Genomic DNA, 26986 nt, shown 5'->3' with positions numbered 1-26986 from the left:
AGAGGTCCCGTCTTGTCTGGAAAAGTCTCCCGCCAAATCCTTCTCTACGGCATCGTTTGTCTGGCGATCCTGCTGGTGCCCGTGTTCGTCGAAGACGCGTTCCTGCTCAATAAATATGCCCGCTACCTGATCTTCGGCATGCTGGCGATCGCCCTCAGCCTGTCCTGGGGTTACGCCGGCATCCTCAATCTCGGCCAGGCGACGACCTTCGGCATCGGCTCCTACTGCATGGCGATGTTCCTGAAGCTGAAGACGGTGCCCATCCATACCGGCAGCGATGGCCTTCCCGACTTCATGGTCTGGAACAACGTGACGGAACTGCCGTGGATCTGGATGCCGTTCCACTCCATGCCCTTCGCGCTCCTTGCCGGCATCCTCGTTCCGGCGCTCTTCGCGGCCCTGCTCGGCTGGTTCATGTTCGGCGGGCGCATCGCCGGCGTCTATGCGGCGATCATCACGCTCGCCGCCATGGTGGTGGTCAATCTCATCATCATCGACCAGCAGAGCTATACCGGCGGCTTCAACGGCATCACCGATCTCGCGCAGTTCGAGATGGCCGGCTTCACCTTCGATGCCTATTCCGCCTCGACCTACTATCTCGTCGCGATCTGCCTCACGGTCACGCTGTTCCTCGCGCTCGCCGTCTCGCGCAGCAAGACCGGTCTCATCCTGCAGGCGGTGCGCGATCAGGAGGAGCGGGTGCGCTTCTTCGGATACGACGTGGCGCTCTATAAGACCTTCGTCTTCGCGTTTTCCGCCGCCATCGCCGGCCTTGCGGGCATGCTCTACACGATCGTCATGGAGTTCGCCTCGCCGACCTTCCTCGGCGTGCCGCTCAGCCTCTCCATCGTGATCTGGGTCGCCGTCGGTGGCCGGCAAAGCCTCGTTGGCGCCATGCTGGGGGCGGTGCTCGTGACCGGCGTGCAGGGCGCTCTGTCGGAATCCGAGGCCTTCCTCGAAACCTGGACCCTCGTCATGGGCGGCCTCTTTGTCCTCATCGTGCTGTTCATGCCGAAGGGGATGGCGGGCGCCTTCGAAGCCCTCGCGCGCCGCTTCCCTAAGGCGGCACCTGAGGGCGGCGCCCGCCATGCCACCGAGCAGGCACCCAAATCCCAGCCCCATCTCGGAGGTGCGCTATGACCCCGGCACGCGAACAGCTCCTCGCCCTCAAGCAGGTGACCGTCGCCTTTTCGGGTTTCGTCGCGGTCGATCGCCTCGATTTCGAGGTGGCGTCAGGCGAACTGCGCTGCCTGATCGGGCCGAACGGAGCGGGCAAGTCCACGACGCTCGATCTGATTTGCGGGAAGTCCCGCATCACGGCGGGTGAAATCGCCTTCCGGGGCGAACCGATCCATTCCTTCAAGGAATTCCGGATCGCCCGTGCCGGGATCGGCCGAAAGTTTCAGGTGCCGAGCGTCTTCCGCGAACTGACGGTGCGCGAAAACCTCGAGATCGGCTGCTCGCGTGATCCGGGCGTCTGGCGCAACCTGCTCCGCTTTTCCGGCGGGGTGGATACCGAGCGGCTGGAACGCCTCGCCGTCCTCGTCGGTCTTGAGGATCATCTCGAGACCCAGGCAGCACAGCTCTCGCACGGCCAGACGCAATGGCTGGAGATCGCGCTGATTCTCGCCCAGGACCCGGCCCTCATCCTCATGGACGAACCGACGGCAGGCATGACGGCGCATGAAACCAACATGACCGCCGAGCTGTTCAACCGGTTGCGCGGCAAGCACACGCTTGTCGTCGTCGAGCACGACATGGGCTTCGTGCGCGACATCGCGGAAACCATTTCGGTCATGCATCAGGGCAAGATGCTCGCGCAGGGCACCGCCGACGAAATTTCGCAGGATGCGAAGGTCCGCGAGGCCTATCTCGGTTCGGGAGGCATCGGCCATGCTTGAGCTTTCCGATGTCGACGGCTTCTACGGCCGCAGCCCCGCCCTCCAGTCTGTCTCGCTCTCGGTGCGGGAAGGGGAGTTCCTGACCGTGCTCGGGCGAAATGGCGTCGGCAAGACGACATTGCTGCGCACTATCCTCGGTCTCATGTCCCGCTGCGCCGGCTCGATCCGGCTCGACGGCGCGGAGATCAACAACCTGCCAACACACATGAGGGCGCGCGCCGGGCTCGGATACGTGCCGCAGGGGCGGGGGATCCTGCCGAACTTCACCGTGCGCGAAAACCTCCTGCTCGGGACCTTCGCGGCGGAAAAGCCGGCGCGAAACATTCCCGATCACATCTTCGATCTGTTCCCGATCCTCAAGGAATTCCTCGGCCGGCCCGGGGGCAACCTCTCCGGCGGTCAGCAGCAGCAGCTTGCCATCGCGCGGGCCCTGCTGTCGGAGCCGAAGATCCTGCTCCTCGACGAGCCGACGGAGGGCATCCAGCCCAACATCGTCGAGCAGATCGAAGACGTTCTGATCGATCTCAACCGCAAGCACGGCCTCGCCGTGATCCTTGTCGAACAGAACATCAAATTCGCGCGGCGGGCCTCGCACCGTTTCGTGATCCTCAATCGCGGGAGCGTGGCCCTGTCCGATGACATCGGCGCGCTCAGCGATGACCTCATCCAAAGCCACCTCGTCGTTTAAGGAGACCGGAAATGTACCATGGTGACATCACCAGCAGCAAAGATACCGTCGGCGTTGCTGTCGTGAACTACAAGATGCCGCGGCTGCACACCAAGGCTGAAGTGCTCGAGAATGCCCGCAAGATCGCCGCGATGGTCGAGGGCATGAAGGTCGGCCTGCCGGGCATGGATCTGGTCATCTTCCCGGAATATTCGACCCACGGGATCATGTACGATTCCAGGGAGATGTATGAAACCGCCTCGCAGATTCCAGGCGAGGAAACGGCGATCTTCGCGGAAGCCTGCCGCAAGGCCAATGTCTGGGGCGTCTTTTCGCTGACCGGCGAACGCCATGAAGAGCACCCGAACAAGGCGCCCTACAACACGCTCATCCTCATGAACAACAAGGGGGAGATCGTCCAGAAGTACCGCAAGATCATGCCCTGGGTTCCGATCGAGGGCTGGTATCCCGGCGACTGCACCTATGTCTCCGACGGTCCGAAGGGCATGAAGATCAGCCTGATCATCTGCGATGACGGCAATTACCCGGAAATCTGGCGGGACTGCGCGATGCGCGGCGCCGAACTCATCATCCGCTGCCAGGGCTACATGTATCCGGCCAAGGAGCAGCAGGTGCAGATTTCCAAGTCGATGGCCTGGGCCAACAATGTCTATGTGGCGGTCGCCAATGCCGCGGGCTTCGATGGCGTCTACTCCTATTTCGGCCATTCCGCGATCGTCGGCTTCGACGGGCGCACGCTCGGCGAATGCGGCACGGAGGAGAACGGCATCCAGTATGCGCAGCTCTCCGTCTCGGCTATCCGCGACGCCCGCCGCAACGGCCAGTCGCAGAACCATCTCTTCAAGCTCCTGCACCGCGGCTACACCGGCACGATCAATTCCGGCGACGGCGATCGCGGCGTCGCGGCCTGCCCGTACAACTTCTACGCCAAATGGGTGAACGACCCGGAAGGGACGCGCGAGATGGTCGAGGCCATGACGCGCGGCACGGTCGGCACGGACGAATGCCCGATCGAGGGCATTCCGCACGGCACTACCCATCGCTGATGCCAGCCGGACCGCCCGGCTCGGAGGCCGGGCGGTCTTCTTCGACAAAACAGACATGAGGGGAACGAACATGTCGACACACTCCACGCGACCCGGCGATCCGTCGCCGCTTGATGCCGACCACGTGCTCGGCGAGGAATACGAACATTCTCCGGTGCCGCTTTCGGCCCGGCACAGCCTCTTTTCCATGGTGACGGTCTGGGCCGGCTTTCCGGCGATCATCACCGGTTCCATGACCGGCTCGATCCTCGTGCTCGGCATGGGGTTTTCCCGCGCGCTCGTCGCGATGGTTCTCGGCAATCTGATCATGTTCGCCTATGTCGGGGCACTAGGCTTTTCGGCCACGAAGAGCGGCCGGAACTTCGCGCTGATTGCCTCCGAGGTCTTCGGCACGAAGGGATATGCGCTCGCCTCCGGTCTGCTCTCGACGCTGCTGCTCGGCTGGTTTGCGGTGCAGACCGGCATTACCGGTGCGTTGATCGCCAGTACCTACGGTATGAACTATGTCGCGATGACCGTCGTGGCGGGCCTGCTCTACATCGCCATCACCTTCATCGGCGTGCGCGGCCTGCATCTGATCGGTCTCGTCTCGGTGCCGCTGTTCTTCGTGCTCGGCCTTTTCGTGGTGATGCATTCCGCATCGACCACGACGTTCGACGCCATCTGGAACTACGCCGGCAACAACGGCGTCGCGACCATGTCGATGGGCGTCGGGCTGACGGTCGTCATCGCCCTCTTCATCGATGCGGGTACTGTTACCGCTGACTTCAACCGATGGGCAAAGACTGGCACCCATTCCCTCATCGCGACCTTCTCGGCCTTTCCGGTCTCCAATCTCGTCGCCATGCTGGTGGGCGGCATCCTGACGGCGGCACTTGCCGTGCCGAATGCCAACCCGTTCGGGGCGGACAATATGTTCGGTTACATGAACATGCTGCAGGTTGGCTGGCTCAGCGCACTCGCCTTCGTGTTCCTCTACATCAATCTCGGCTCGGTCTGCTCGCATTGCCTCTACAATGCGGCGACGGGCTGGTCGCGCATCCTCGGTTCGAAGATGCGGCTGCTTGCGGTCGTGCTCGGTATCCTCGGCATCGTGATTGCCGCCGGCAATGTCTGGGCCTTCTTCATCCAGTGGCTGTCGCTGCTCGGCATCGTGGTTCCGCCCATCGGCATGATCCTGCTCGTCGAGACCTACATCCTCAGGAGCGGCGGCGCAGCGGAGAGGGAATGGCGCTCGACGCCCTTCATTTCCTGGGCGATCGGCGCGGCCGTGGGCTTCGTCGTCGAATTCTACGCGCCGCAGTTTTCGACCGCGATCAGCGCGGGCATCGTCGCCGGCATAGCCCATCTCACACTCTCTTCACTGAGGGACCGGCGACCCGCCGCAGGTGCATCCGCTTGAAACCGGCGGCGCGCCGTGGCGCGCCCCGAACACTCATTTTCAATGAAGGAAACAGAAATGACGCTCGACTACGAAATCTTCCAGCTTGGCGATTTCACCCTGCAGAATGGCGCGATGCTGCGCGATGCCAAGCTTGCCTACAAGACCTTCGGCACCCTCAATGGCGCCAAGGATAATGCCATCGTCTACCCCACCTGGTATTCAGGCCAGCACTACGACAACGAATGGCTTGTCGGCCCCGGGATGGCGCTTGATCCCGACAAATACTTCATCATCATCCCGAACATGTTCGGCAACGGCCTGTCTTCCTCGCCGAGCAACACGCCGGAACCTTACAATGCCGCCCGCTTCCCGAAGGTGACGGCCTACGACAACGTCCGCGCCCAGCACCGGCTGGTGACGGAGCATTTCGGCATTTCGCATCTGCGCATGGTGACCGGCTGGTCGATGGGCGCGCTCCAGACGTTCCATTGGGGCGCGATGTACCCTGACATGATGGATCTTCTGGCGCCCTTCTGCGGTTCGGCGAAATGCGCGCGTCACAATTTCGTTTTCCTCGAAGGCGTGAAGGCGGCGCTTACGGCGGATGGAGCGTTCCAGGACGGCTGGTACAGGGAAAAGCCGCACAAGGGCCTGCGCGCGGCCGCCCGCGTCTATGCCGGCTGGGGTTTTTCGCAGTCCTTCTACCGCGAGGAACTTGATCTGAAGGCGCTGGGCTACGCCTCGCTCGAGGATTTTCTCGTGGCCTTCTGGGAGGGCTTCTTCCTGCCGAAGGACCCGAACAACCTGCTGGCCATGCTCTGGACCTGGCAGAATGGCGACATCTCGGCAAATGCGCTCTACAACGGCGACTACAAGGCCGCCCTCGGCGCGATCAAGGCGAAGACCTATGTCATGCCCGGTGGAACCGACCTCTATTTCCCGCCGGAGGACAGCCAGAACGAGGTCGCGAACATGCCGAACGCGACCTATGTGCCGATCCCTTCGATCTGGGGGCACTTTGCCGGCGGGCCGGGCACCAATCCCGTCGACGTCAAGTTCCTGGACGACAAGCTGAAGGAACTGCTGGCGTCCTGAATTTCCCTGCGCCGCGATGGCCGGGAGCATCGCGGGGCCAACTCCATGAGGTCCATCTTGACGAACCTGGATGCCTATCGCATTTCCAGCGAACCTTTCTATCGGCCGGTCGAAAGCGAGATCGCGCTGTTCGAGGCCGCGCACAAGAGCCGCATGCCCGTCATGCTGAAGGGGCCGACGGGCTGCGGCAAGACGCGCTTTGTCGAGCATATGGCCTGGCGCCTGGGCAAGCCGCTGATCACCGTTTCCTGTCACGAGGATATGACCGCCTCCGATCTCGTCGGCCGCTATCTGCTCGATACGAACGGAACGGTCTGGCATGACGGACCGCTGACGCTCGCGGTGCGCGAGGGCGCCATCTGCTATCTCGACGAGATCGTCGAGGCACGGCAGGACACCACCGTCGTCATCCATTCGCTGACGGACGACCGCCGTATCCTTCCGCTCGAAAAGAAGAACGAGGTGGTAAGGGCACATCCGGATTTCCACGTCGTCATATCCTACAATCCCGGCTACCAGAGCGTGCTCAAGGACCTGAAGGAATCGACCAAGCAGCGCTTCGGCGCCATCGCTTTCGGTTATCCGGCACCGGCCATCGAGGCGGAGATCGTCGCCCGGGAGGCCGGCATCGAGCGGCGAACGGCGGAGACGCTGGTGCGCATCGCCGAGCGGTCGCGGAACCTGAAGGGGCAGGGGCTCGAAGAAGGAGCTTCCACCCGCATGCTCATCAATTCCGGTCTGCTCGTCGCCGCCGGCATTGCCATCGAGGCGGCCTGCCAGGTGGCCATGGTCGTACCGATCACCGACGATCCGGACCTGCGCGACGCACTGTCCGGTGCGATCGCCGCCTGCCTTTGAGGTGATTCATGCAGGAGGCCGCAACCCTCGACGCGCAAGACGGCTTTCCGCCGGAATGGCGGGAGCGCTGGCATGCCGCGCATGGCCGCATCGATCAGGCCGGTTATGGCGCTCTCGTCGCGGATGCCTATCGCCGTGCCGGCCCGGCCCTTGCAGCGCATGCCGGCCCGGCCTTTGCCGTGCGGCTTGCCTCGGCGGTCTCGCAGGTGGCGATCCGCGCGGGCCGGCTGACCGCGAGCCGCGTGCCGCAGGCGGCGCTTGTCGCGGCGCGGCATTTCGACGAGGTGGCGATGAACGCCTGGGCGGCTGCGGTGGAGGATGTGGCGCGCCGGGCGCCTGAGGCCGCGCTGCCGCTTCTGGAAAACACCGGCCGCCTCACACAAGCGCTCGCTGCGGCGGACTTCACCGCCTTCGTACGCATGGGGCTCCATCTCGGCGACAAGGACAAGGCCCGCCGTCGGGCGTTCTTTGCCCTGGAAAGCAGCGACGCGATCCGCCTTGTCGAGGGGCATCGCGTGGATACCGGCCTTGCCGCATGGCGCCACGGCCTTGGCCTCTACCTCAATGCTCTCTGGGGCATCGCGCCGCCGATAGCGGAAGCCCCGACCGATGCACCGGAGCAGATGCGGCGCCGGCCCGGCTTCGGTGGCGGCGGCGTGCGGCTGCCGGCCGGTTTCTCCGGCTTCGAGGGGGCCGAGGCGAAACTGCTCTACCGCGCCGCCGTCGCGCATATCGGCGCCCACCATCGTTTCACGCGGGCGAAGTTCCCCGTCGCCGGGTTGAAGCCACTGCAGATCGCCCTCGTTTCCCTCATCGAGGACGCGCGTGTCGAAAGGCTTGCCGCGCAGCAGATGCCCGGCCTTGCTTCTCTCTGGCGGCGCTTCCACGTCGCCCGGCCGGAAGGCCCACCCGTTGCGATCGCCCTGATGGCGCGGCTTTCGCGGGCGCTGGCGGACCCTGATTATATCGACCCGCATGGCTGGGTGGAAAAGGGGCGGACGCTCTTTGCTGAGGCCGTCAGCGAGGAGATCGGCGAGCAGCAGTTCAGCCGGCGCATCGGCGGACTGCTCGGCAACGACATCGGCCAGATGCGCCTGCAGTTCGATGCAAAGACCTATGTGGTCCAGCCGGCCTACCGCGACGACAATATGGGGATCTGGGATTTCGGTCCGGACGACAGCCAGGCGCCGGTCGAGATCGAGGCCATGCTCGAGGGGGCGCGGATCGAGCAGCAGGCCGGCGACGACGGGCGGCGGGAACAGGGCGAGGATGGCGAGACGGCGACAGGCCGGCTGACCGAGGCGCGGGACGATGGCGACCGGGTTGTCGCCCGATATCCGGAATACGATCACGTTACCGGTCGCTACCGGCCCGAATGGTGCCATGTGCGCGAGATGCCGGGGCAGACCGGCTCGGCCGCGATGGTGACGACCCTCAGCGAGGTGCGTTCCGACCTTGTCGATCGGCTTGCGGCGCTGATCAAGGCGTCCAGGATCAGCCGCCAGCAGCGGGTTCGCGGCCGGACGGAAGGAGAATTCCTCGACATGGATGCGAGCATCGCCGCCATGATCGCACGACGCGCGGGCGAGGTGCCGGATACACGTGTCTACGGCCGCTACGAGCGGCGTTCGCGCGACATGTCGGTGCTCGTGCTGATCGATTCATCACGCTCCACGACGGAGCGAGTGCGCGGTTCACAAAGCTCCGTGCTGGACATGGAGCGGCTGTCGACGGCGTTGCTCGCCCGCGCGATGACCAATGCCGGCGATCCCTTCGCCATTGCGGCCTTCTGCTCCAACGGACGCGAGGACGTGCGCTATCAGCGCATCAAGGATTTCAACCACGCCTTCGATCGCTTGGCCCTTGCTCGACTAGCGGGGATCACGGGAGAGTATTCGACCCGTCTCGGCACGGTCATCCGTCACGCGGGCAACGACCTTCGCCGACAGCGCAGTCACCGCCGGCTGCTCCTCATCGTCACCGACGGCGAACCCTCGGATGTCGATGTCGATGATCGGCGCTACCTGGTGGAGGACGCGCGCATGGCAGTGCACGAACTCGGCCGGAGTGGAATCGATACTTTCTGCGTGGCCCTGGATTCGGAAGCGGATTCCTACGCGCAACGTATTTTCGGTTCCCGCGGTGTGGCCCTTATCGACTCGATCGATCGGCTCGATAAATTCTTACCTGCGGTTTACCTGAGACTGCGTTCCTAGATGGGTAGATACGTGCATGGGTGGAACGAGGATCGCCGGCGTCGCGACCAAACGAGCGGCGTGCCTTAACGTGGAGCCGACGATGGCTTAGCCTTTCTTGGCCGCCTCATGGATGTTCGTGCGAACCGCAGGTCTTCGTCGGTCACGCTGAAGGGCGTGAGCGGGCGCAAATCCGTCAGGGGGAAGGCTTTCCCCTGTTCGGCGGCGGTGCGCCGCGACAAGGTTGCGGTTCCCGAGGCCGTGAAGAGCACCGGCAGGCGGCTTCCCACCATGATGTCGACATTGACGAGATGTTGGCCGGAAAACTGGCCGACAGTCTCGTATGCAATACCGACAGGGCTACGTGGCGCCCTCTTCGATCCTTGGCAGAAACCAGGCGAGAAGCCCCGCAAGCGGCAGGAAGGAGCAGAGGGTGTAGACGGCCTCGACGCCGTAGCGGTCGGCGGCAATCCCCAGAAGTGCTGCGGCAATACCGCCGAGCCCGAAGTTCAAGCCGTAGAACAGGCCACCGATCAGTCCGATGCGATGCGGCAGAAGTTCGATGGCGTAGATCAGGATCGATGCGAAGGCGCTGGCCATGATCAGGTTGATCAATACGGTTAGAACGCCGGTCCAGAACAGATCGACATGCGGCAGGATCAGCGTCAGGGGCAGCGGCCCCAGGACGGAGATCCAGATGATCCGATAGCGGCCGATCCGGTCGCCGACGATGCCGCCGATAAGGGCGCCCACGGCCGAGGCCAGCAGGAAGATGAACAGCATCATCTGGGCGGAGGGGATGGAGAGGCCGAATTTCTCCATCAGATAGAATGTGTAGAACGAGCGGAAGCTCTCGCCATAGGCGTTCTTGGTGAACATCAGCAGTGTCAGAACCACGAGCCCGATGCCGATCGTCGCCGGTGCGTGGCGGGCAGCGCTGCCAGCCTTTCTTCCATCCGCCCGCAGGGCCGCAAACTCCGCGCTGATCTGGCGCTGCTTGCTGCCGATCCAGACCAGCAGTGCCATGGCCAGCAAGGCGAGGACCGCGAACCACGCGAGGCTCGGCTGGCCCCAGGGCACGATGATCAACGCCGCGAAGACCGGGCCGAGCGCGCCCCCTGCCTGACCGCCGACCTGGAACAGTCCTTGTGCCAGTCCCTGCCGTCCACCGGCGGCGTAACGCGCCATGCGGGTCGCTTCGGGATGGAAGATGGACGATCCGATGCCGATGAGGGCGACCGAGACGAGGATCACCGAATAGCTGTGGGCGAACGCGAGGCTGACCAGGCCTGACAGCGTGAACATCATGCCGACCACCGGCGAATAGGGGGCGGGATGTTTGTCGGTCATCATGCCGATCGCGGGCTGCAACAGCGAGCCGGCGATCTGAAATGTCATGGTGATCATGCCGATCTGCACGAAATCCAGGGCGTAGGCATCCTTCAGGATCGGATAAGCCGCCGGGATCAGCGATTGCATGAGGTCGTTGAGAAGGTGCGTCAGGCCGAGAACCGCCAGAACGGCAATATGTGTTCTCGGCCGCGCGATAGTAGGGACGGCGGCTGTCATGTCTGCTTCCGTGGTCATTCAGACACTACGGTGGAAGATTGGCGACAGATCCGCAAGCGTCACGTGCAAGGGATTGCCTTCGCGGATCGCTCAGAGCGTCTGAACGTTTTCCGCCTTGGACTTTCCGGTCTTACGGTCCTGGCCGATGTCGTAGCTGACCTTCGAACCGTCCCGCAGCGGAGCACCAGGCTGCACGGCCGATACGTGGACAAAAACGTCTGCTCCGCCATTGTCGGGGGTAATAAAGCCAAAGCCCTTGTCTTGATTGAAAAACTTAACGGTTCCGGTTGCCATGGTATCCTCGTGATTGACGCGGCGTTCTTGATGCCGCTTAAGCATATTCGTCGTCTGATGGACCTGCAACCGCTTATTCACGCTGACATGGCGGAATGGGAACAATCTTACGCATGGTATTCTCACGCGTCATTCAAATCTATTCAAGGCCGTTGGCACCGAACATCATCCCGGACAAGCGTGTTGTCCACTGTCATCGCAATGATTTCAGCGCTCGAAGGGCTCTCCAAGCGAGGCGACGCCGTTGAGCTTGAGCAGGCGGCGGTCGGCGGAGATGATACCGAGCACGATGATGGTGACGAGATAGGGCAGGCTCGAGAGGAGCTGCGAGGGCAGGTCGAGGCCGGTCGTCTGGGCGGCAAGGCTCATCAGGGAGACCGCGCCGAAGAGGCAGGCGCCCAGGAAGACGCGGCCGGTGAGCCAGGTTCCGAAGACGACGAGGGCAATGGCGATCCAGCCGCGGCCGGCGATCATGCCGTCGGCCCATAGCGGCGTATAGACCACCGAGGCGTAGGCGCCGGCAAGGCCGGCCATCATGCCGCCAAAGGCGACGGCGGCGACCCTGACGCCGATGACGGGGTAGCCGATGGCGTGCGCCGCCTTCGGATTCTCGCCGACGGCGCGGATGACGAGCCCGGTCTTGGTGAAAGCGAAGGTGGCCCATATCGCCAGTGTGGCCAGCAGCGACAGCCAGACCACGATGTCCTGTACGAAGAGGCCACCGACGACAGGCAGGTCGGAAAGGCCGGGAATGCCGATCTTCGGCAGGCCCTTGACGGTCATGCTCTCGTAGCTCTTGCCGAAGAGGGCGGAAAGGCCCTGGCCGAGAATGCCGATGGCAAGGCCCGTCGCCACCTGGTTGGCGCGGAAGCCGAGCGCGATGAGGGCGAAGACCAGCGAGAGCAGCGCGCCGCAGACGCCGGCGGCCACGAAGCCGAGAAAATGCCCGCCACCGTGATAGACGATGATGAAGGCGATGACCGCCCCGAAGGCCATCAGCCCTTCGACGCCGAGATTGAGCACGCCGGCACGTTCGACGACCAGCTCGCCGAGCGCCGCAAGCAGGAAGGGCGTCGCGGCCGCCAGCATGCCGGCGAAGATGAATTCGACGGCGTTCATGACGGGCTCCGCGCGGTTATCTGCGGCCATTCGAGGCGATAACGCACGAAGGCGACGGCGACGAGATAGGCGAGCAGCAGGCTGCCCTGAAAGACGCGCACCGCGGCGATCGGCAGGTTGGCCGAGACCATGGCATTGTCGCCGCCAATCGAGATCGCGGCCATGACCAGCGACGAGACGACGATGCCGATGGGGTGCAGGCCTCCGAGATAGGCCACGATGATGGCGGAATAGCCGTAACCGGTGGAAATCGAGCGCTGGAGCTGGCCGAGTGGGCCTGCGACTTCCGCCGCACCGGCCAGGCCTGCGGCAAAGCCGCCGATCAGCAGCGACAGCCAGATCGCCCGGCCCTCGCTGAAGCCGGCATAGCCGGCCGCGCGCGGTGCGAGGCCGCCGACCTGCAGCTTGTAGCCCATAAAGCTTTTCTGCATGAAGATCCACGCGGCGAGCGAGAGTGCGAGTGCGATCAAAAGCGAGACGTTGACGCGGGTGCCGGCAAACAGCGTCGGCACCATGGCGTCGTACTGGAACATCACCGATTGCGGAAAATTGAAGCCGTTCGGGTCCTTCCATGGGCCGAGCAGCAGGTAGTACAGGAGCTGTGCCGCCACCAGGCTCAGCATCAGCGAGACGAGAATTTCATTGGCGTTGAGACGCACGCGCCAAAAAGCCGTGATGCCGGCCCAGAGCGCGCCGCCGATTGCACCGAGCAGCAGCATGGACGGCCAGATCCAGCCGCCGGCCGCCTGCGGAAACCAGATCGGAATGGCGGACGCGAAGATCGCACCGAGGATGAACTGCCCTTCCGCGCCGATGTTGAAGACCTTCGCGCGGAAGCCGATGGCGAGACCCTGCGCGATGAAGAGCAAGGGGCCGGTCTTCAGCAGCACTTCGGAAAACGACGACCAGGAGAGAAAGGGCTCCAGCAGCAGAGCGTGCACCACGGCGGCGGGATCACGGCCCATCAGCACATAGAGCCCTAGATTGAGCAGGATGGCGGCGGCGAGCGCCAGCGGCGGAGCCAGCAGCGTCGCCTTCAGCGAAGCGCGCTCCCGGCGCACGAGGGTGGGCAGCAGGCTCGTCATGCTCATGCGTCGGCCTTTTCCGGCTTTGCGCCCATCATATGGCGGCCGATCTCTTCCGGCCTGGTATCGCGCGTCACGAGCGGCGGGCTGAGACGGCCGTGATAGAGAACCTGGATCGTGTCGGCGAGTTCGAACAGCTCTTCCAGCTCCTCCGAGATGACGAGGATCGCCATGCCTTCATTGCGCAAGGCGACGAGCCGGCGGCGGATCGCCGAGGCTGCGCCGATATCGACGCCCCAGGTCGGCTGGGCGATGAAGAGCAGTTTCGGCGCCAGCATGATCTCGCGGCCGACGATGAATTTTTGCAGATTGCCGCCGGAAAGCGACCCGGCCTCGGCCTCGGGACCGGGGGTGCGCACGTCGTAGTCGCGGATACAGGTCTCGGCGAAGGCGCTCGCCGCCGCCTTGTCGACGAGACCGCGCTTCAGGAGTTTCAACGGATGGGCGGTCAGCAGCCCGTTCAGCACCAGCGACATTTCCGGCACGGCGCCGCGGCCGAGCCGGTCCTCCGGCACGAAGGCGAAGCCGCGCTCGCGGCGGGCCGCGGGGCGGAGCTGGCCGACGTCCTCACCCATCATGAAGATGCGGCCCCGCTCCTGTCGCGAAAGTCGCGTTTCGCCCGAGATCAGCGCGGCGAGTTCGCTCTGGCCGTTGCCGGAGACGCCGGCGATGCCCAGGATTTCGCCGGCGCGCACCGCCAGATCGATTCCGGCCAGCGGCACGGCGAAGGGGTCGTCCGGCGTGTAGTCGAGGCCGATGATTTCGAGCTGCTTGTCGCCGCCGGCCCTGGGCTCGGCCGGCATCGGCTCGGGCATGTCGCGGCCGATCATCATGCGGGCGAGATCATGGGCGTCGTGCTCGCGCGGATCGACATTGCCCGTCACGCGGCCGGCGCGCAGGATCGTCGCGCGGTCGCAGATCGCCCGGATCTCCTCCAGCTTGTGCGAGATGAAGAGGATGGAAACGCCACCGTCGCGCAGGCGCCGCAGCGTGTCGAAGAGCTTTTCCACGAGCTGCGGCGGCAAAACCGAGGTCGGTTCGTCGAGGATCAGCAGCTTCGGGTTGGTCATCAGGCAGCGGATGATCTCTACCCGTTGCCGCTCGCCGACGGAGAGCGCGTGCACATGGGCGAGCGGATCGACCTCAAGGCCGAAATCACGTCCCAGCGCGCGGATGCGCTCCGTCAGCTCCGCCTTGTGGCCGGGCACGACGAGCCGGATGTTCTCCACCACCGTCAGGGTCTCGAACAGCGAAAAATGCTGGAAGACCATGCCGATGCCCTGTCGCCGCGCCTCGGCGGGGGAGGCGAGGGCGAGAGGCTCGCCCTGCCAGGAAACCGTTCCGTCATCGGGCTGTTCGACGCCGTAGATGAGCTTCATCAGCGTCGATTTGCCCGCCCCGTTCTCCCCGAGGATCGCATGGATCGACCGGTCGGCCACATCAAGGTCGATGCCCTGGTTGGCCTTGATCTGTCCGTAGCTCTTCGAGATGCCGCGCAGCGACAGAAGGGGCGGGGTCATGGGCTTACTTCGGCAGCGGGGTGGCGACGCCCTTGACGTGCCAGTCCATGGCGACGATCTCGGCATCGGTCATCGTTGCGCCGGCCGCGACACCATCGCTGCCATCCGCCCTGGCGATCGGCCCGGTGAAGGGCGAGAAGCTGCCGTCGGCGATCTTCGTCTCGACGTCCTTGATCTTCGCCATCATGTCGGCCGGGATGGCGGGGTTCCAGTCCGTCACCTGCACGACCTTGTCGGCGACGCCGAGGAAGGCGTTAGCACCCTTGAAGGTGCCGGCAAGATGGGCTTCGACCGAGGCGAGGAAGAAGGGCGACCAGTCGGTGGCGACGCAGCCGAGATAGGTCTTTTCGGCGTATTTCTTCATCGAGGAATTGAGGTTGAAGGAATAGACGCCGGCCTCCTCGCAGGCGGCCACGACGGAGGGCGTATCCTGGGCGTTCGAGAAGATCACGTCGCATTTCTGCGCGATCAGCGCCTTGGCCGCTTCCTGCTCCTTGGCCGGATCGAACCAGGAGTTGACCCAGACGACTGAGACCTCGATGTCGGGGTTCACGGCCTGGGCGCCGAGCGCGAAGGCGTTGATGGAGGTGATCAGTTCCGGGATCGCGAAGGCCGAGACGGAGCCGAGCTTGCCGGTCTTGGAAAGGGCGGCGGCGGCCATGCCGAGCAAGTAGGTGCCCTGGAAATACTTTGCCGCAAACGGCGAGAAGTTCGGCGCGACCTGGAAGCCGGAGGCATGCAGGACGGTGACGCCGGGGTCGCGGCGGGCGATCTGCAGGGCGCCGTTCTGGTAGCCGAAGGAGCCGGCGATCAGGAGCTTGTTTCCGTCGGCGACAGTCTTGGTCATGATGCGGTCGGCGTCGGGGCCTTCCATGATGTTTTCCAGCACCGTGACCTTGACCTTGTCGCCATAGGCGGCCTTCACCGGCTCGAGACCGGCGGAAAGCGCATGGCCCCAGCCGACATCGCCGATCGGCGAGGGCACGACGAGCGTGATGCCGAGCGGCTCGTCGGCGGCAAAGGCAAGGCGGCTGCCGAACGCACCGGCAAGCCCGGTGGCGGCTGCGGCCTGCATCAGGGTTCTGCGGGTCAGGTTGGTCATGATGGTTCCCTCTGTTGGTTCTTTTAGAATTCTACGGTGGCGAGTGCGGCTTCCGCGTCGGCGGCGAGTTTTGCCTCGTCGAGGCCGGGAAACGCGCCGTCCTGCCAGACGATGCGGCCATTGATCATCGTCATGTCCGTCGCCATGCCGATGCCGACACGCGGGATCAGGCTGACGGGATCATGGCGGGTGCCGACATAGTCCATGCGGCGCGTGTCGATGGCGAAGAGATCGGCGGCCATGCCGGGCGCGAGCCGGCCGATGTCCGGCCGGCCGAGCAGGCTTGCGCCGCCCGTCGTGCCGTAGCCGAGAAAATCGGCCGGGTTGGGCACGGCATGTTTGCGCGTCGAGGCGACGAGGCATTGCAGCATATAGGCCGAATGCAGGCAGTGCATGAGGTTGGAATTGTCGTTGGAGGCAGCGCCATCGCAGCCGAGGCCGACGCGCAGGCCGAAGGCTGCCATGGCGGGAATGTCTGTCACTTCGGCGCCGACGAGGTAGACCGGTTCCGGGCAATGGGAGACGCCGGTGCCGCTCGCCGCCATGGTTTTCAGCTCGCCATGCGTCAACTCCCAGCAATGGGCGTAGAACGCATCCGGGCCGGCAAAACCAAGCTCTTCCAGGTAATCGACGGTGCGTTTGCCGTGACGCGCTTCAATCACCGGGCTTTCACCCTCCCCCACATGGGTGTGCAGGAATACACCACGATCCCGCGCGAGCGAAACCGATTCGACGAAGGTTTCACGGTAGCAATTCACCGGCTGGCAGGGCGCAACGACGACCTGGCGCATGCTGAACGGCTTGGCGTCGTGATAGGTGTCGATCAGGCGGGCGCAGTCTGCGATGAATTCGTCCGTCGTCTCCAGCATCGCGTCGGGAATGGTCGACCCTTCCGATTTCGGCAACGTATTGCCGCCGCGGCCGGCGTGGAAGCGCATGCCGAGCAGGTCGGCGGCCTCGAACTGCCGGTCGATCAGCCGCTTTCCGGCATGGCGCGGAAAATTGTACTGGTGATCGAAGGCGGTCGTGCAGCCGTGTTTGATCAACTCGGCCATGGCCGTGACCGAGGAATGGTAGAAGCATTCCTCGTTGAGCTGCGAAAACACCGGATAGATGCGGTCCAGCCACTCGATGACGGACAGTTTTGTCCAGTCGAGATCGGCGCGGTTGCGCACGAAGCACTGGAAGAAATGGTGATGTGTGTTGACGAGGCCGGGATAGACGAACCAGCCGGTAGCGTCCTGAACCTGTATGCCGGGAGCGGCGGCAAGGTTTTCGCCGATCGCCTTGATTGCCGATCCCTCAGTCAAAAGATCGACATTGCGCCGTACTGTCGGGCCGTTGCCGTCGTTGACGATCACCGCAGCGCAGTTCTTCAGGAGATAACCGGTCATGTCAGGCCCCGCCCGCTTCGAGCTGCGGTTCCGGTTTCAGCTCGTGCAGCCGATGGATGCCGGGCATTTCAATGAAACCCTTGAGGGAGCGAAGCGCGCGCGACCAGAGGCGGATTGCCGGATAGGGGTCGAGCGACACGCCGCCATCGGGTGCGAGCGCCACATAGGGGAAACACGCGATGTCGGCGACGGTCGGCCGGTCGGCGGCGAGGAAGCGCTTGCCGCGTTCCGCCTGTTCGACGAGGCCGAGTTCCAGTTCGCGAAGGGCGGCGATGCCCTGCGATTGCAGAACGCCGATATCGCCGGGCCGGAGCAGCATTTCATGCAGCCGCGCACCGCCGAGACTGGCCGTGAGCCGGCCGGAGAACGATAGCCATTGCTGTACGCGGGCAGCCTCTTCCGCATCGCTGCCGGCGAGCCAGCCCGGTGCCGCCTTGGCGGCGAGATAGACCAGCATGGCCGAGGATTCGGTCAGCAGCAGGTCGCCGTCTTCGAGGATGGGGATCGAGCCCGCGGGGTTGAGTGCCAGGAGTTCCGGGCCGCGATGCTCGAGGCCGGGATGGAAGTCGACGGCGCGCAGGTCGAGCTTGACGCCTGTAAGCGCCGCCATCAGGCGGACCTTGTAGCAACTCGGCGAGAGAATGTAGTCGTATAGCTTCATCATTGCGCCACCAGTTGCGCGCCATAGGTATAGTTGTGGCGCTTCAGCCAGCGCCGGTAAGCCACCGAGGTCAGGTCCGCGCGCGTCGGCATTTCCATGCCGGGATCGAGCGGCAGGAGCCGCGGCACCTGGTTTTCCAGGATCGAGCGGTCCTGCAGGAAGATCGTCTGCTGGAAGTGGATAAGGTCGGTCATCGGTGTGTCGTCGTCGAACAGTGCCATCCATGGCCAGACGTCGCAGAGGTCTTCGGCGAGCGGTTGCACGAAAAGCGTGATGACGTCCCATTCGCTCGGCCGTGGCGGGCAGGTCTTGTAGAGCACGGTGGAGGTCGGTCCCGCGACCCGATACATATATTGCGTCGTGATGCCGCCGCTGGCCGATTTCGCCGCCTGCGGCTGGTAGAACTGCACCTGCGTTGCCCAGACCTCGTCGACATCCTCGCGGATCTCGACCTTGTAGGCCTGTACTTCCGTATGCGGCTCGGCGCCGAGGATGTCGGTGTGTACGAAGGGAAAATGGGCAATGTCGAGGAAATTCTCGACGGCCCGCAACGGCGAGCAGCGCACGCGCACCACGCCGACATCGACGAAACGGCGACCCGGCTGGTCGGCCTCGGGAATGGCGAAGAGCTCCTTCTTGGGTTCACCAAGCGAGGTCCAGACATGGCCGTAACGCACGCGCACCGGCAGGATGCGGCCGCTGCTGTCGGTCACCTTGGCGTCGCCGTTTCCATCGCGCGCGACCACGATCGGCTCATCCATCAGCATGGTCTTGCGGCCGGCCTCGTCGAGTTGGCCGAAGATGCCGACCGGGTACCATTCATCGAGCATGGGACCTACAGTCATCGGGCGGCTCCCTTCTTCTGGAAATCCTCGGCCTTGCGGCGAAGGCCCTCGGCGGCGCGTGCGGCGGCGATGCGGGCGGCAGGGCTCGCATCGGCTTCGACCAGCACGTGGATGAGGGTTTCGCCCTCCCTGGCAGACGACAGGAGGAGCCGGATATCTTCCGCTTCCAGCAGTCCCGCGGCATTCGCCCTGGTTCCGGCCGCCGCCTCGATTGCGGCGATGCCCGCGAAGGCGGCGAGCGAGCGCAGCGGCACGAGGCCGGCAAGGGCCGGCGGCGTGCCGGCAGGTTCGCCGACGGCGATCCAGATCACGCCATCGGCCTCCGCCACCGGATGGGTGACGGTGCGGATCGCTTCAGGCGGCGTCAGTCCCGGATGGGCGGGAATGCGAAGACAGTTCCCGGCCTGTCCGTAACTCCAGCCGTGATAGATGCAGGAAAGCGTCTCGCCGCGCACGAAGCCGTGCGAAAGGCTCATCCCGCGATGCGGACATCGGTCCGCCGATGCGGCGACATGGCCGGACTGGCTGCGCCAGAGGGCAAGGGGACCGGCGGGAATTCGCGCCGGCATTACGGTTCCCGATGGCAGATCCGAAGAAAGGGCGACCGGCACCCAGGAGCTCGCCGTACCGGACGGCATGGGGATATTTTCCAAGTTACATCAACCGCTTGATTTGACGGGAGGCGAAAGATGGTCCTACGTTTGCACAAAGAGTTCCGCATTGGCAAGTTTGATCAAATACCAGAACGGCGGCTTTTCCGGCTATCCACCGGCATTGCCGACAGGCCTGCGATCGATCGTTTCAACCCATACGTTAATCGGGCCGAGCAGGCAGCCGACTTCCATCATGTCGATCAGTTCCGGCGCGCCGGAAAGATCGACCTCGATGCGGTCCGGGCCGCTGTGGGTTATGACCTGCGAAACGCCGAGCTTGGCCGCGTGACGGCGGATCCATGGTACGAAGCTCTCCGCGTCGAGTTCGCCGAGGATCGTCATGCGCTCTTGCAAAAGATGTTGGGCTTCACCCGCCATGGGATGCTCCAAGACTGCCATTGCCTCTACAGCATAGCGGCTTGATCGGTTTGTGGAAGAGGTATGCCGCCTGAAGGGTGTGGCAGTCCAGTCTCCACGTTCGCTTATCCCGGATATTGATCTGGACGACCGGCGTGAAGCCGGCTGTCGGGCGCGAACACTACGCGGACCGGCGCAGCATCAGTTCGGACTTGAGCAGGATTTGCTCTCTGCCTGGCGCCGGATGGTCCGCTTCGTCCAGCTTGTGCAGCAGCAGCTGGATCGCGAGACGGCCGATCTCGTCGTAGTTCTGGGCGACGGTGGTGATCGGCGGGCAGGCATATTGCGAGAGGGGATGGTCGTCATGGCCGGCGATACGCAGGTCATAGTCGGTGCCGTGGCCGACCGTCAGGCCCTTCTGCCAGGCGGCGGCGATGACGCCGAAGGCGAGGCGGTCGTTGGCGCAGAGAATGGTGCGGCTCTTCAGTTCTCCCGGTTTTTCGAGCAGGCGGCCTGCTTCCTCGAAGGCGAAGCGTTCGAAATCCCAGTTGACGGCCTCCGACACCGGCAGGATGTGCGGTTCCATGCCGAGGCGCGCCATGGCCTCGAGATAGGCGGTTTCGCGGGTGAGCGCGTTGGTGTTGACGTGCGGCATGCCGAAATAGCAGGGCGGCTCGCCGGAGCGGCAGAGATAATCGACGATCAGGCCGAAGCTCTGGCGGTTGTCGGTGCCGACGAAGGCGGAGGTCTCGTCGAGCGGCGAGTCGACATAGACGAGCGGAATGGACTGGCCCAGCTGTTCCAGTGTCTTCGGCCGCGCAGCGGAGCCGAGCGGGGCGATGATGGCGCCGGCGACGTTCATCGACTTGAACGTCTTGATCGCGTTGTCCTCGATATCGGCCCGGCCATCGGCCGAGAGCACGAAGGCGTGGAAGCCGGCCTCGTTGGCGATGAGTTCGATGCGCCGCGTCAGGGCCATGTAGAAGGGGTCGATCGAGGTCGGCACGACGATGCCGATGATGTTCGAGCGGCGGCGGTTGAGATTGACGGCAAAAATGTTGGGCCGGAAGCCGGATTTCTTCAGCGCTTCCTCGATGACGTCGCGGGTCTTCTTGCGCACGGAGGAGGGGTCGTTGAAGTATTTCGATACCGTGGGCCGGGACAGGCCGACGAACGAGGAAAAATCCTCCATGGTTCTGATCGACTTGGCCAAGCGGCTGCTCCCTGCGGTTCCCGTGTTCGCTTTCTTAGCCGGCCTCATTTCGCGGGAAAAGCTGAAATCGAGGCCGGCCAAGCGGTTCTGCGATCAGTCGGCGACGAACTGTACCTTCATGGTCGCGGGATCCGTTGGCTTCTTGGTGAAGAAGGGCAGGACCTCTTCGAGTGTCAGCCGATGCGAAACGAGCCGGGCCATGCGCCCGTCATCCCTTTCGAGGATAGCCAGGGCATCGGGGATGTTGCGGTTCAGCGAATGGGAGCCGGCAAGCTTGAGCTGGCGGCGGAAGATCTCGAAGGGCGCGACGGATATGCGGGCATCCGGCGCGCAGACACCGAAGAGGAGTGCCGTGCCGCCATCGGCGACGAGATCGATCATGCCTTCGACGACGCTGGCAATGCCGGTGGCATCGGCCACGAAATCGTAGGAGCGCCTGTTGGCTGCAAGCTCGGCGGATCCGGAAACGATCCCGCCGAGACCGAGATCGCCGGCAAAAGCGAGCCTGTTCTCGTTGATGTCGGCGACTGTGACGTTTTGCACGCCCTCGGCCTTCAGCGACAGGGCAAGCAACAGGCCGATCGGCCCTGCGCCGATGACGAGCGCTTCCCGCGGCAACGCCGCGCCGCTGCGCAGGCCCGCGCTGTTGAGGCCGTTCACCACGCAGGCGAGCGGTTCGGCAAGTGCTGCGACGGGGAAGGGCAACGCGCCGATGCCGTGCACCTGGTCGGCGCGCACGCAGCTGTATTCGGCAAAGCCGCCATTGTGCGAAACGCCGTAGGCCTTGAGGTCGCGGCAGAGGTTAGTCAGGCCCTTGCGGCAGGCCGGGCAGGTGCCGCAGGGCAGGTTCGGATCGACAGCGACGCGCGCGCCGACGCGAAGGCCGGTGACATCGGCCGCGATGGCCTCGATCACGCCGGCATATTCGTGGCCCGGCACAAGCGGAAAGGCGCCGTCGCCATAGCGGGCGTGCAGCACGTCGATATCCGTGTGGCAAAGACCGGATGCCTTGACCTTCACGAGGACGTGGCCCGCAGGGATGTCGCCGACCTTGAGGTCGGCGATCCTTGCCTCGCCCTTGGCGGTGAACTGGATCGCTTTCATGCTGCTTGCCATGGCTCAGCTCATCCAGTTGCCGCCGTCGACATTGTATGTCTGGGCGAGAATGTAGTCGCTGTCGCTGGAGGCAAGGAAGAGGGCGAGGCCCTTGATGTCATCGGGCGTGGCGAAGCGGCCGATCGGCACGGACTTCGCGACCGCAGCCTTCTTCTCGCCGGGCTTCAGCCCTTCCCATTCGGCGAACTTGGCGTCGACGATGTCCCAATGCTCGCCGTCCACGACGCCGGGGGCAATCGCGTTGACATTGATGCCGTATTTGACGAGCGCAAGCGCGGCCGACTGGGTCGCGGATATGATCGCAGCCTTGGAGGCGCAGTAGAGTGTTACCAGCGCCTCGCCGCGGCGACCGGCCTGGCTTGCCATGTTGATGATCTTGCCGCCGCGTCCGCGCGCGATCATCACGTTCGCCACCGCTTTCATCGTGAAGAGCGGTCCCTTGAGGTTGACGTCGAAGACGCGCGCATAGCTCTCCTCGGTGATCGCCTGGATCGGTGCCATGTCGAAAATCGCGGCATTGTTGACGAGGATGTCGATGCCGCCGAAATCGGCGTCGATCTTGCCGACGACCGCGTCGATGTCCTGGAGATCGGTAACGTCGATCCTGATGGCGGTCGCGGCGGGTCCGATGGAGGCTGCCGCTTCCTCGGCGCGTGCGAGATTGATGTCGGCGATGACGACCTTTGCGCCTTCGGCAGCGAAGGCTTCGGCAAAGCCGAGGCCGATGCCGCGCGCGCCGCCGGTGATCAGCGCCACCTTGTCCTTGAGTTTCATGTCTCTTCTCCATGCGCTGCGGGATAAAGCCGGCGCCGCGAAATCCATCGGTTGATCGGGAAACCCGGCGCCGAAGCGCCGGGTCCTCCTGGGAGGGCCTGCGGGGTAAACCGCAGGCGGGGAGCCTTTACTTGATGTAGCCGGCGCGCGTCATGTCGCGCTCGACCTGGGTCTGTGCCGCCTCAAGAGCGGCATCGACCGTCTGCTGGCCGGCGAGTGCGGCGCTGACCTGCTGCCCGACGAAAGTGCCGATCGCCTGGAATTCCGGAATGGCGACGAACTGCACGCCGGTATAGGGCACCGGATCCTTGGTGGGTTTGGACGGATCGGCGGACATGATCGCCTCCAGCACGGTCGCGGCGAACGGCGCGGCCTTCTGGTATTCCGGCAGGGCGTAGGTGGATTTGCGCGTGCCCGGCGGCACGGCGACCCAGCCTTCGCTTTCGCCGACCAGCTTTACATAGTCCTTGGACGTCGCCCATTTCAGGAAGGACTTGGCGACCTCGGCCTTCTGCGAGGTTGCCGGGATCGCGAGGTTCCAGGACCAGGACCAGCTGGATCCGTTGGCGGTTTCGGCGATCGGCGAGCGCGTGAAGGCGATCTTGTCGGCAACCTGGCTCTGCTTGGGATCATAGACGCGGCCGGCAGCCGACGTCGCATCGATCCACATGGCGCAATGGCCGGTCGCAAAGAGCGTCTGGTTCTCGTTGAAGCCGTTGGCGGTCGCTCCCTGCGGGCCGTATTGCGAAAGCAGCGCGACATAGTCGGTGATCGCCTTCTTCCAGGCGTCCGAGTTCAGCTGCGGCTTCCAGTCCATGTCGAACCAGCGGCCGCCATAGGCGTTCACCATGGTGCCGACGAAGGCCATGTTTTCACCCCAGCCCGGCTTGCCGCGCAGGCAGATACCGTATTGCTGCTTGTCCTTGTCGGTCAGCTTGGCGGCGAATTCCTTGATCTGCTCGTAGGTCGGCTGCTCGGGCATGGTGAGGCCGGCGGCCTCGAACAGGTCCTTGCGGTAGAGCGTGAACGAGCTTTCCGTATAGAAGGGCACGGCATAGAGCTTGCCATCGACCGTCAGACCCGCCTTGATCGGCTCCAGGAGGTCTGCGTAATCGTAGTCGTCGCCGAGATCGTCGACCGGCGCCAGCCAGCCCTGCTTGCCCCAGATCGGCGCCTCGTAGCCGCCGATGGTCATGATGTCGAACTGGCCGCCCTTGGTGGCGATGTCGGTCGTCACGCGCTCGCGCAGCACGTTTTCTTCCAGCACGATCCAGTTGATCTTGTTTCCGGTTTCCTTCTCCCAGGCGCCGGAAAGCTTCTGCATGATGATCATGTCGCCGTTGTTCACGGTGGCGATGCTGATGTCTTCAGCCTGTACAAGGCCGGTCATCAGGCCAAGGCCGACGGCGGACGACGATAGAATGCGGGTCATGTTCCTCATTGGTCCGTTCCTCCTTTACGGATGTGTACGCATAAAATGCCATGCGTAAAGTTTTATCAGGCGAAGTGACGGTTGTTGTCAAGCGGCAAAATTTGCATCATCGGCGTTCAGGTGGTCGGCTTCGAACGAAAGTTGCTGTTTCTAAAGGCAATAAGCCGCAAATGAATCGGCTGAATGCTAGTTTTCTTCCGCACTGCAAACAAAGGATTCCATCAATAAATTTACGCGCGTAAAAAATTGTTGACTTTTGCTGAACCTTTCCGCTATTACCAATGAGAAATGATCGCGGACCGCCTCGGCGCCGCCGCAGGGAGGGTGCATTGAAGAGAGTGAGCGCATTGGCGCCGGAAGCCCTGGGGCCGACGGTGACTGTCGGTGAAATCCTGGTGGAGATCATGGCGACCACGGTCGGCGCAGGGTTCCTGTCGCCGCAGCCGCTTGTCGGCCCGTTCGCAAGCGGCGCGCCGGCGATCTTCATCGATCAGGTGGCCCGGTTCGGTGGCGGGGCGGGCATCGTCGCAGCCGTCGGTGCGGATGATTTCGGCACGCTCAATGTCGAGCGGTTGCGGGCGGACGGTGTCGATGTCTCGGCCATCGCGATCGTGCCCGGCAAGCCGACCGGCAGCGCCTTCGTGCGGTATCGCGCCGATGGATCGCGCGACTTCGTTTATAATATTGCCCATTCCGCAGCCGGCGATACGCGCATGACCGAAGCGGCGCGCACGCTCATCGCACGCGCGGGCCATGTTCATGTCATGGGGTCCGCCTTCGCGATCCAGGGCATCGGCGCCGTCATTCTCGAGGCCATCGCGTCCATCAGGGCGCGCGGAGGTTCGGTCTCCTTCGATCCGAACATCCGCAAGGAGCTGGCCCAGGGCGGCGAGGGCCGCAAACTCATCGATGACATGCTGGCCGTGACCGATCTCCTGCTGCCCTCGGGAGACGAGCTGCTCGTCGCTGCCGACGAGGCGACGGAGGATGCCGCAGTAGAGCGCCTGCTCGGCCTCGGTATCGGCGAAATCGTGCTGAAGCGCGGCAGCGCCGGCTCCAGCCATTTCAGCCAGGCATTCGGTCGCGTCGACTGCCCGGCCTTCGCCGTCGAGGAAATCGACCCGACGGGTGCGGGCGACTGTTTTGGCGCGGCCTATCTCACGAGCCGGCGGGCGGGGCTGCCGCCAGCCCGTGCGCTTCTCTACGCCAACGCCGCCGGTGCCCGCACGGTCACCCGCCAGGGGCCGATGGAAGGTGTTTCCGGCCGGGAAGACCTCGACCGTTTCATTGCGGCCGCCGGTCGGGAGGTGACGGAATGAGCCGCTTTCTCACGGATATTGCCGGCGCCCGCCGTGCTGGCCGCCCCTATGGCATCGCCTCCGTCTGCTCGGCCCATCCGACCGTGCTGCGCGCTGCGCTGCGCCGGGCGGCGAAGGGTGAGGGGCCGGTGCTAATCGAGGCGACCTGCAACCAGGTCAACCAGTTCGGCGGCTATACCGGCATGACGCCCGCCGATTTCATCGCCTTCGTCGAAGCCATCGCCAGAGAAGAGGGTGTCGCGCGGGAAACGATCATCTTCGGCGGCGATCATCTGGGGCCTAATCCTTGGCGCAAGGAACAGGCTCCCGTCGCGCTCGAAAAAGCAGCCGGCATGGTGGAGGCCTATGTCGCGGCCGGGTTCACGAAAATCCATCTCGATGCCTCGATGGGCTGCGCCGGCGAGCCGGTCGCCCTGGACGATCGGACGGTCGCCGAGCGTGCTGCCGTCCTCTGCGCCGTTGCCGAGCAAACCGCCAGGCGCGGGAACCTGCCCCTGCCTGTCTATATCCTCGGCACGGAAGTGCCGGTGCCGGGCGGTGCCGACCATGCGATTGCAAGCGTCGAGCCGACCGCGCCGGAGGCCGCGCGCGAGACGATCGCCGTGCACCGTGCCGCGTTTGCCCAGGCAGGCCTCTCCGATGCCTTCGAGCGTGTCATCGCCTTCGTCGTGCAGCCCGGCGTGGAGTTCGGCAGCGACAATGTCGTCGCCTACGATCCGCCGCGCGCCGCCGCTCTCAGCGCCCTGCTCGACGAGGAGCCCGCGCTGGTCTTCGAGGCCCATTCCACCGATTACCAGACCGAGGCGGCGTTGGCCGCGCTCGTCGCCGATGGTTTTCCCATCCTGAAGGTCGGGCCTGGCCTTACCTTCGCCTATCGCGAGGCGCTCTACGCTCTCGATCTCATCGCCTCCGACATCGTGTCCGGCTATGGCGACCGTCCGCTGGCGCGGTCGATGGAGGCGCTGATGCTCGCCCTGCCGGGCTATTGGAGCGGCTACTATCACGGCGACGAGACGGCACTGCGTATCCAGCGCCATTTCAGTTACAGCGACCGCATCCGCTATTACTGGACCCGGCCGGAGGCCGAGGCTGGCGTTTCGGCTCTGCTGGCGGCGCTCGAAGGGATACGCATTCCCGAAACGGTGCTGCACCAGTATCTGCCCGGTATTGCGCCGGAGGAGGCGGGCAGCGCCGAAGACATCCTGATCGCTGCGGTGGACCGGGTTCTGGCGATCTACGATACCGCGGCGGCACATCGGCCGTAGGAGACAGCATGCGGCGGGATGATCCCCCGCCAGAGGACACGGGGAGGTTATGTTAATGGCGACGGAGAACACGCGCGGTTTGGCGCGGATGATGTTGGCGC

General features: G+C 64.3%; 25 protein-coding genes. 10 read left to right on the top strand and 15 right to left on the bottom strand.

Going from position 1 to position 26986, the window contains the following annotated elements; all coding sequences use genetic code 11:
- Nucleotides 1-12: 12 nt before the first annotated feature.
- From urtC to MUO32_RS28235, 8 genes are all read left to right on the top strand, one after another.
- Nucleotides 13-1140, top strand: coding sequence for an urea ABC transporter permease subunit UrtC (gene urtC, locus MUO32_RS28270; protein ID WP_257951716.1), 1128 nt, complete (start codon nucleotides 13-15; stop codon nucleotides 1138-1140).
- Nucleotides 1137-1901: an urea ABC transporter ATP-binding protein UrtD gene (gene urtD, locus MUO32_RS28265; RefSeq protein WP_257951715.1), complete on the top strand. Its 765-nt coding sequence runs from the start codon at nucleotides 1137-1139 to the stop codon at nucleotides 1899-1901. Before urtC ends, urtD begins: the two co-directional genes overlap by 4 nt.
- Nucleotides 1894-2589: an urea ABC transporter ATP-binding subunit UrtE gene (urtE, locus tag MUO32_RS28260; protein WP_257951714.1), complete on the top strand. Its 696-nt coding sequence runs from the start codon at nucleotides 1894-1896 to the stop codon at nucleotides 2587-2589. Before urtD ends, urtE begins: the two co-directional genes overlap by 8 nt.
- Before the next feature lie 11 nt (nucleotides 2590-2600).
- Entirely contained in the window at nucleotides 2601-3635 is a 1035-nt protein-coding gene (locus MUO32_RS28255; RefSeq protein ID WP_257951713.1) for an aliphatic amidase, read from the top strand.
- A 70-nt stretch (nucleotides 3636-3705) separates the two neighbouring features.
- Complete coding sequence (locus MUO32_RS28250) at nucleotides 3706-5037, top strand: cytosine permease (protein WP_257951712.1); 1332 nt, start codon at nucleotides 3706-3708, stop codon at nucleotides 5035-5037.
- A 57-nt stretch (nucleotides 5038-5094) separates the two neighbouring features.
- Nucleotides 5095-6114, top strand: coding sequence for an alpha/beta fold hydrolase (locus tag MUO32_RS28245; RefSeq protein ID WP_257951711.1), 1020 nt, complete (start codon nucleotides 5095-5097; stop codon nucleotides 6112-6114).
- A gap of 57 nt (nucleotides 6115-6171) precedes the next feature.
- The gene (locus MUO32_RS28240) at nucleotides 6172-6972 is read left to right on the top strand and encodes a CbbQ/NirQ/NorQ/GpvN family protein (protein WP_257951710.1); all 801 of its coding nucleotides are present in this window, start codon (nucleotides 6172-6174) and stop codon (nucleotides 6970-6972) included.
- An 8-nt stretch (nucleotides 6973-6980) separates the two neighbouring features.
- Nucleotides 6981-9188, top strand: a complete 2208-nt coding sequence (locus MUO32_RS28235; RefSeq protein ID WP_257951709.1) for a nitric oxide reductase activation protein NorD — start codon at nucleotides 6981-6983, stop codon at nucleotides 9186-9188.
- 339 nt (nucleotides 9189-9527) lie between these two features.
- Here the strand turns inward: MUO32_RS28235 and MUO32_RS28230 are convergent, their stop codons facing one another.
- The 15 genes from MUO32_RS28230 to MUO32_RS28160 all read right to left on the bottom strand — a co-directional run bounded on the left by MUO32_RS28230 (nucleotide 9528) and on the right by MUO32_RS28160 (nucleotide 24310).
- Entirely contained in the window at nucleotides 9528-10736 is a 1209-nt protein-coding gene (locus tag MUO32_RS28230) for an MFS transporter (protein WP_257951708.1), read from the bottom strand.
- 90 nt (nucleotides 10737-10826) lie between these two features.
- The gene (locus MUO32_RS28225) at nucleotides 10827-11030 is read right to left on the bottom strand and encodes a cold-shock protein (RefSeq protein WP_257951707.1); all 204 of its coding nucleotides are present in this window, start codon (nucleotides 11028-11030) and stop codon (nucleotides 10827-10829) included.
- A gap of 207 nt (nucleotides 11031-11237) precedes the next feature.
- Nucleotides 11238-12149: an ABC transporter permease gene (locus MUO32_RS28220; protein WP_257951706.1), complete on the bottom strand. Its 912-nt coding sequence runs from the start codon at nucleotides 12147-12149 to the stop codon at nucleotides 11238-11240.
- Nucleotides 12146-13240: an ABC transporter permease gene (locus MUO32_RS28215; protein WP_257951705.1), complete on the bottom strand. Its 1095-nt coding sequence runs from the start codon at nucleotides 13238-13240 to the stop codon at nucleotides 12146-12148. The genes MUO32_RS28220 and MUO32_RS28215 overlap by 4 nt, the downstream gene beginning before the upstream one ends.
- Nucleotides 13237-14754, bottom strand: coding sequence for an ABC transporter ATP-binding protein (locus tag MUO32_RS28210; RefSeq protein ID WP_257951704.1), 1518 nt, complete (start codon nucleotides 14752-14754; stop codon nucleotides 13237-13239). Before MUO32_RS28210 ends, MUO32_RS28215 begins: the two co-directional genes overlap by 4 nt.
- 4 nt (nucleotides 14755-14758) lie before the next feature.
- Nucleotides 14759-15856 carry a BMP family ABC transporter substrate-binding protein gene (locus MUO32_RS28205; RefSeq protein ID WP_257951703.1) on the bottom strand — a complete coding sequence of 366 codons (1098 nt, stop codon included), beginning with the start codon at nucleotides 15854-15856 and terminating at the stop codon, nucleotides 14759-14761.
- A 23-nt stretch (nucleotides 15857-15879) separates the two neighbouring features.
- Nucleotides 15880-17250 carry an amidohydrolase gene (locus MUO32_RS28200; RefSeq protein ID WP_257951702.1) on the bottom strand — a complete coding sequence of 457 codons (1371 nt, stop codon included), beginning with the start codon at nucleotides 17248-17250 and terminating at the stop codon, nucleotides 15880-15882.
- A 1-nt stretch (nucleotide 17251) separates the two neighbouring features.
- Entirely contained in the window at nucleotides 17252-17911 is a 660-nt protein-coding gene (locus MUO32_RS28195; RefSeq protein WP_257951751.1) for a glutathione S-transferase family protein, read from the bottom strand.
- Nucleotides 17911-18756, bottom strand: coding sequence for an aromatic ring-hydroxylating dioxygenase subunit alpha (locus MUO32_RS28190; protein ID WP_257951701.1), 846 nt, complete (start codon nucleotides 18754-18756; stop codon nucleotides 17911-17913). The genes MUO32_RS28195 and MUO32_RS28190 overlap by 1 nt, the downstream gene beginning before the upstream one ends.
- Nucleotides 18753-19394 carry a Rieske (2Fe-2S) protein gene (locus MUO32_RS28185; protein ID WP_257951700.1) on the bottom strand — a complete coding sequence of 214 codons (642 nt, stop codon included), beginning with the start codon at nucleotides 19392-19394 and terminating at the stop codon, nucleotides 18753-18755. Before MUO32_RS28185 ends, MUO32_RS28190 begins: the two co-directional genes overlap by 4 nt.
- Before the next feature lie 123 nt (nucleotides 19395-19517).
- Nucleotides 19518-19787, bottom strand: a complete 270-nt coding sequence (locus tag MUO32_RS28180; RefSeq protein ID WP_257951699.1) for an acylphosphatase — start codon at nucleotides 19785-19787, stop codon at nucleotides 19518-19520.
- A 160-nt stretch (nucleotides 19788-19947) separates the two neighbouring features.
- Nucleotides 19948-20958: a LacI family DNA-binding transcriptional regulator gene (locus tag MUO32_RS28175; protein ID WP_257951750.1), complete on the bottom strand. Its 1011-nt coding sequence runs from the start codon at nucleotides 20956-20958 to the stop codon at nucleotides 19948-19950.
- Between the two features lie 114 nt (nucleotides 20959-21072).
- Nucleotides 21073-22083, bottom strand: a complete 1011-nt coding sequence (locus tag MUO32_RS28170) for a zinc-dependent alcohol dehydrogenase family protein (protein WP_257951749.1) — start codon at nucleotides 22081-22083, stop codon at nucleotides 21073-21075.
- 15 nt (nucleotides 22084-22098) lie between these two features.
- Nucleotides 22099-22869: an L-iditol 2-dehydrogenase gene (locus tag MUO32_RS28165; RefSeq protein WP_257951698.1), complete on the bottom strand. Its 771-nt coding sequence runs from the start codon at nucleotides 22867-22869 to the stop codon at nucleotides 22099-22101.
- A 127-nt stretch (nucleotides 22870-22996) separates the two neighbouring features.
- Nucleotides 22997-24310 carry a sugar ABC transporter substrate-binding protein gene (locus MUO32_RS28160; protein WP_257951697.1) on the bottom strand — a complete coding sequence of 438 codons (1314 nt, stop codon included), beginning with the start codon at nucleotides 24308-24310 and terminating at the stop codon, nucleotides 22997-22999.
- A 272-nt stretch (nucleotides 24311-24582) separates the two neighbouring features.
- On the opposite strand from MUO32_RS28160, the gene MUO32_RS28155 reads away from it, so the two are divergent.
- Together MUO32_RS28155 and MUO32_RS28150 are read left to right on the top strand one after the other, a co-directional pair.
- Nucleotides 24583-25620 carry a sugar kinase gene (locus tag MUO32_RS28155; protein WP_257951696.1) on the top strand — a complete coding sequence of 346 codons (1038 nt, stop codon included), beginning with the start codon at nucleotides 24583-24585 and terminating at the stop codon, nucleotides 25618-25620.
- Nucleotides 25617-26885, top strand: coding sequence for a D-tagatose-bisphosphate aldolase, class II, non-catalytic subunit (locus MUO32_RS28150; protein WP_257951695.1), 1269 nt, complete (start codon nucleotides 25617-25619; stop codon nucleotides 26883-26885). Before MUO32_RS28155 ends, MUO32_RS28150 begins: the two co-directional genes overlap by 4 nt.
- The last annotated feature ends 101 nt before the right edge of the window (nucleotides 26886-26986 follow it).

The organism is Shinella sp. CPCC 101442, from assembly GCF_024704725.1.
Taxonomy (GTDB): domain Bacteria; phylum Pseudomonadota; class Alphaproteobacteria; order Rhizobiales; family Rhizobiaceae; genus Shinella.
Note: the sequence above shows the minus strand (reverse complement) of the source record. Positions and strands in the feature narration are given on the sequence as shown.

Coding starts and splice junctions, on each gene's coding strand:
- urtD (WP_257951715.1), top strand. CDS start 1,137: ATGACCCCGGCACGCGAACAGCTCCTCGCCCTCAAGCAGGTGACCGTC.
- urtE (WP_257951714.1), top strand. CDS start 1,894: ATGCTTGAGCTTTCCGATGTCGACGGCTTCTACGGCCGCAGCCCCGCC.
- MUO32_RS28255 (WP_257951713.1), top strand. CDS start 2,601: ATGTACCATGGTGACATCACCAGCAGCAAAGATACCGTCGGCGTTGCT.
- MUO32_RS28250 (WP_257951712.1), top strand. CDS start 3,706: ATGTCGACACACTCCACGCGACCCGGCGATCCGTCGCCGCTTGATGCC.
- MUO32_RS28245 (WP_257951711.1), top strand. CDS start 5,095: ATGACGCTCGACTACGAAATCTTCCAGCTTGGCGATTTCACCCTGCAG.
- MUO32_RS28235 (WP_257951709.1), top strand. CDS start 6,981: ATGCAGGAGGCCGCAACCCTCGACGCGCAAGACGGCTTTCCGCCGGAA.
- MUO32_RS28230 (WP_257951708.1), bottom strand. CDS start 10,736: ATGACAGCCGCCGTCCCTACTATCGCGCGGCCGAGAACACATATTGCC.
- MUO32_RS28225 (WP_257951707.1), bottom strand. CDS start 11,030: ATGGCAACCGGAACCGTTAAGTTTTTCAATCAAGACAAGGGCTTTGGC.
- MUO32_RS28220 (WP_257951706.1), bottom strand. CDS start 12,149: ATGAACGCCGTCGAATTCATCTTCGCCGGCATGCTGGCGGCCGCGACG.
- MUO32_RS28215 (WP_257951705.1), bottom strand. CDS start 13,240: ATGAGCATGACGAGCCTGCTGCCCACCCTCGTGCGCCGGGAGCGCGCT.
- MUO32_RS28210 (WP_257951704.1), bottom strand. CDS start 14,754: ATGACCCCGCCCCTTCTGTCGCTGCGCGGCATCTCGAAGAGCTACGGA.
- MUO32_RS28205 (WP_257951703.1), bottom strand. CDS start 15,856: ATGACCAACCTGACCCGCAGAACCCTGATGCAGGCCGCAGCCGCCACC.
- MUO32_RS28200 (WP_257951702.1), bottom strand. CDS start 17,250: ATGACCGGTTATCTCCTGAAGAACTGCGCTGCGGTGATCGTCAACGAC.
- MUO32_RS28195 (WP_257951751.1), bottom strand. CDS start 17,911: ATGAAGCTATACGACTACATTCTCTCGCCGAGTTGCTACAAGGTCCGC.
- MUO32_RS28190 (WP_257951701.1), bottom strand. CDS start 18,756: ATGACTGTAGGTCCCATGCTCGATGAATGGTACCCGGTCGGCATCTTC.
- MUO32_RS28185 (WP_257951700.1), bottom strand. CDS start 19,394: ATGCCGTCCGGTACGGCGAGCTCCTGGGTGCCGGTCGCCCTTTCTTCG.
- MUO32_RS28180 (WP_257951699.1), bottom strand. CDS start 19,787: ATGGCGGGTGAAGCCCAACATCTTTTGCAAGAGCGCATGACGATCCTC.
- MUO32_RS28175 (WP_257951750.1), bottom strand. CDS start 20,958: ATGGAGGATTTTTCCTCGTTCGTCGGCCTGTCCCGGCCCACGGTATCG.
- MUO32_RS28170 (WP_257951749.1), bottom strand. CDS start 22,083: ATGAAAGCGATCCAGTTCACCGCCAAGGGCGAGGCAAGGATCGCCGAC.
- MUO32_RS28165 (WP_257951698.1), bottom strand. CDS start 22,869: ATGAAACTCAAGGACAAGGTGGCGCTGATCACCGGCGGCGCGCGCGGC.
- MUO32_RS28160 (WP_257951697.1), bottom strand. CDS start 24,310: ATGAGGAACATGACCCGCATTCTATCGTCGTCCGCCGTCGGCCTTGGC.
- MUO32_RS28155 (WP_257951696.1), top strand. CDS start 24,583: ATGAGAAATGATCGCGGACCGCCTCGGCGCCGCCGCAGGGAGGGTGCA.
- MUO32_RS28150 (WP_257951695.1), top strand. CDS start 25,617: ATGAGCCGCTTTCTCACGGATATTGCCGGCGCCCGCCGTGCTGGCCGC.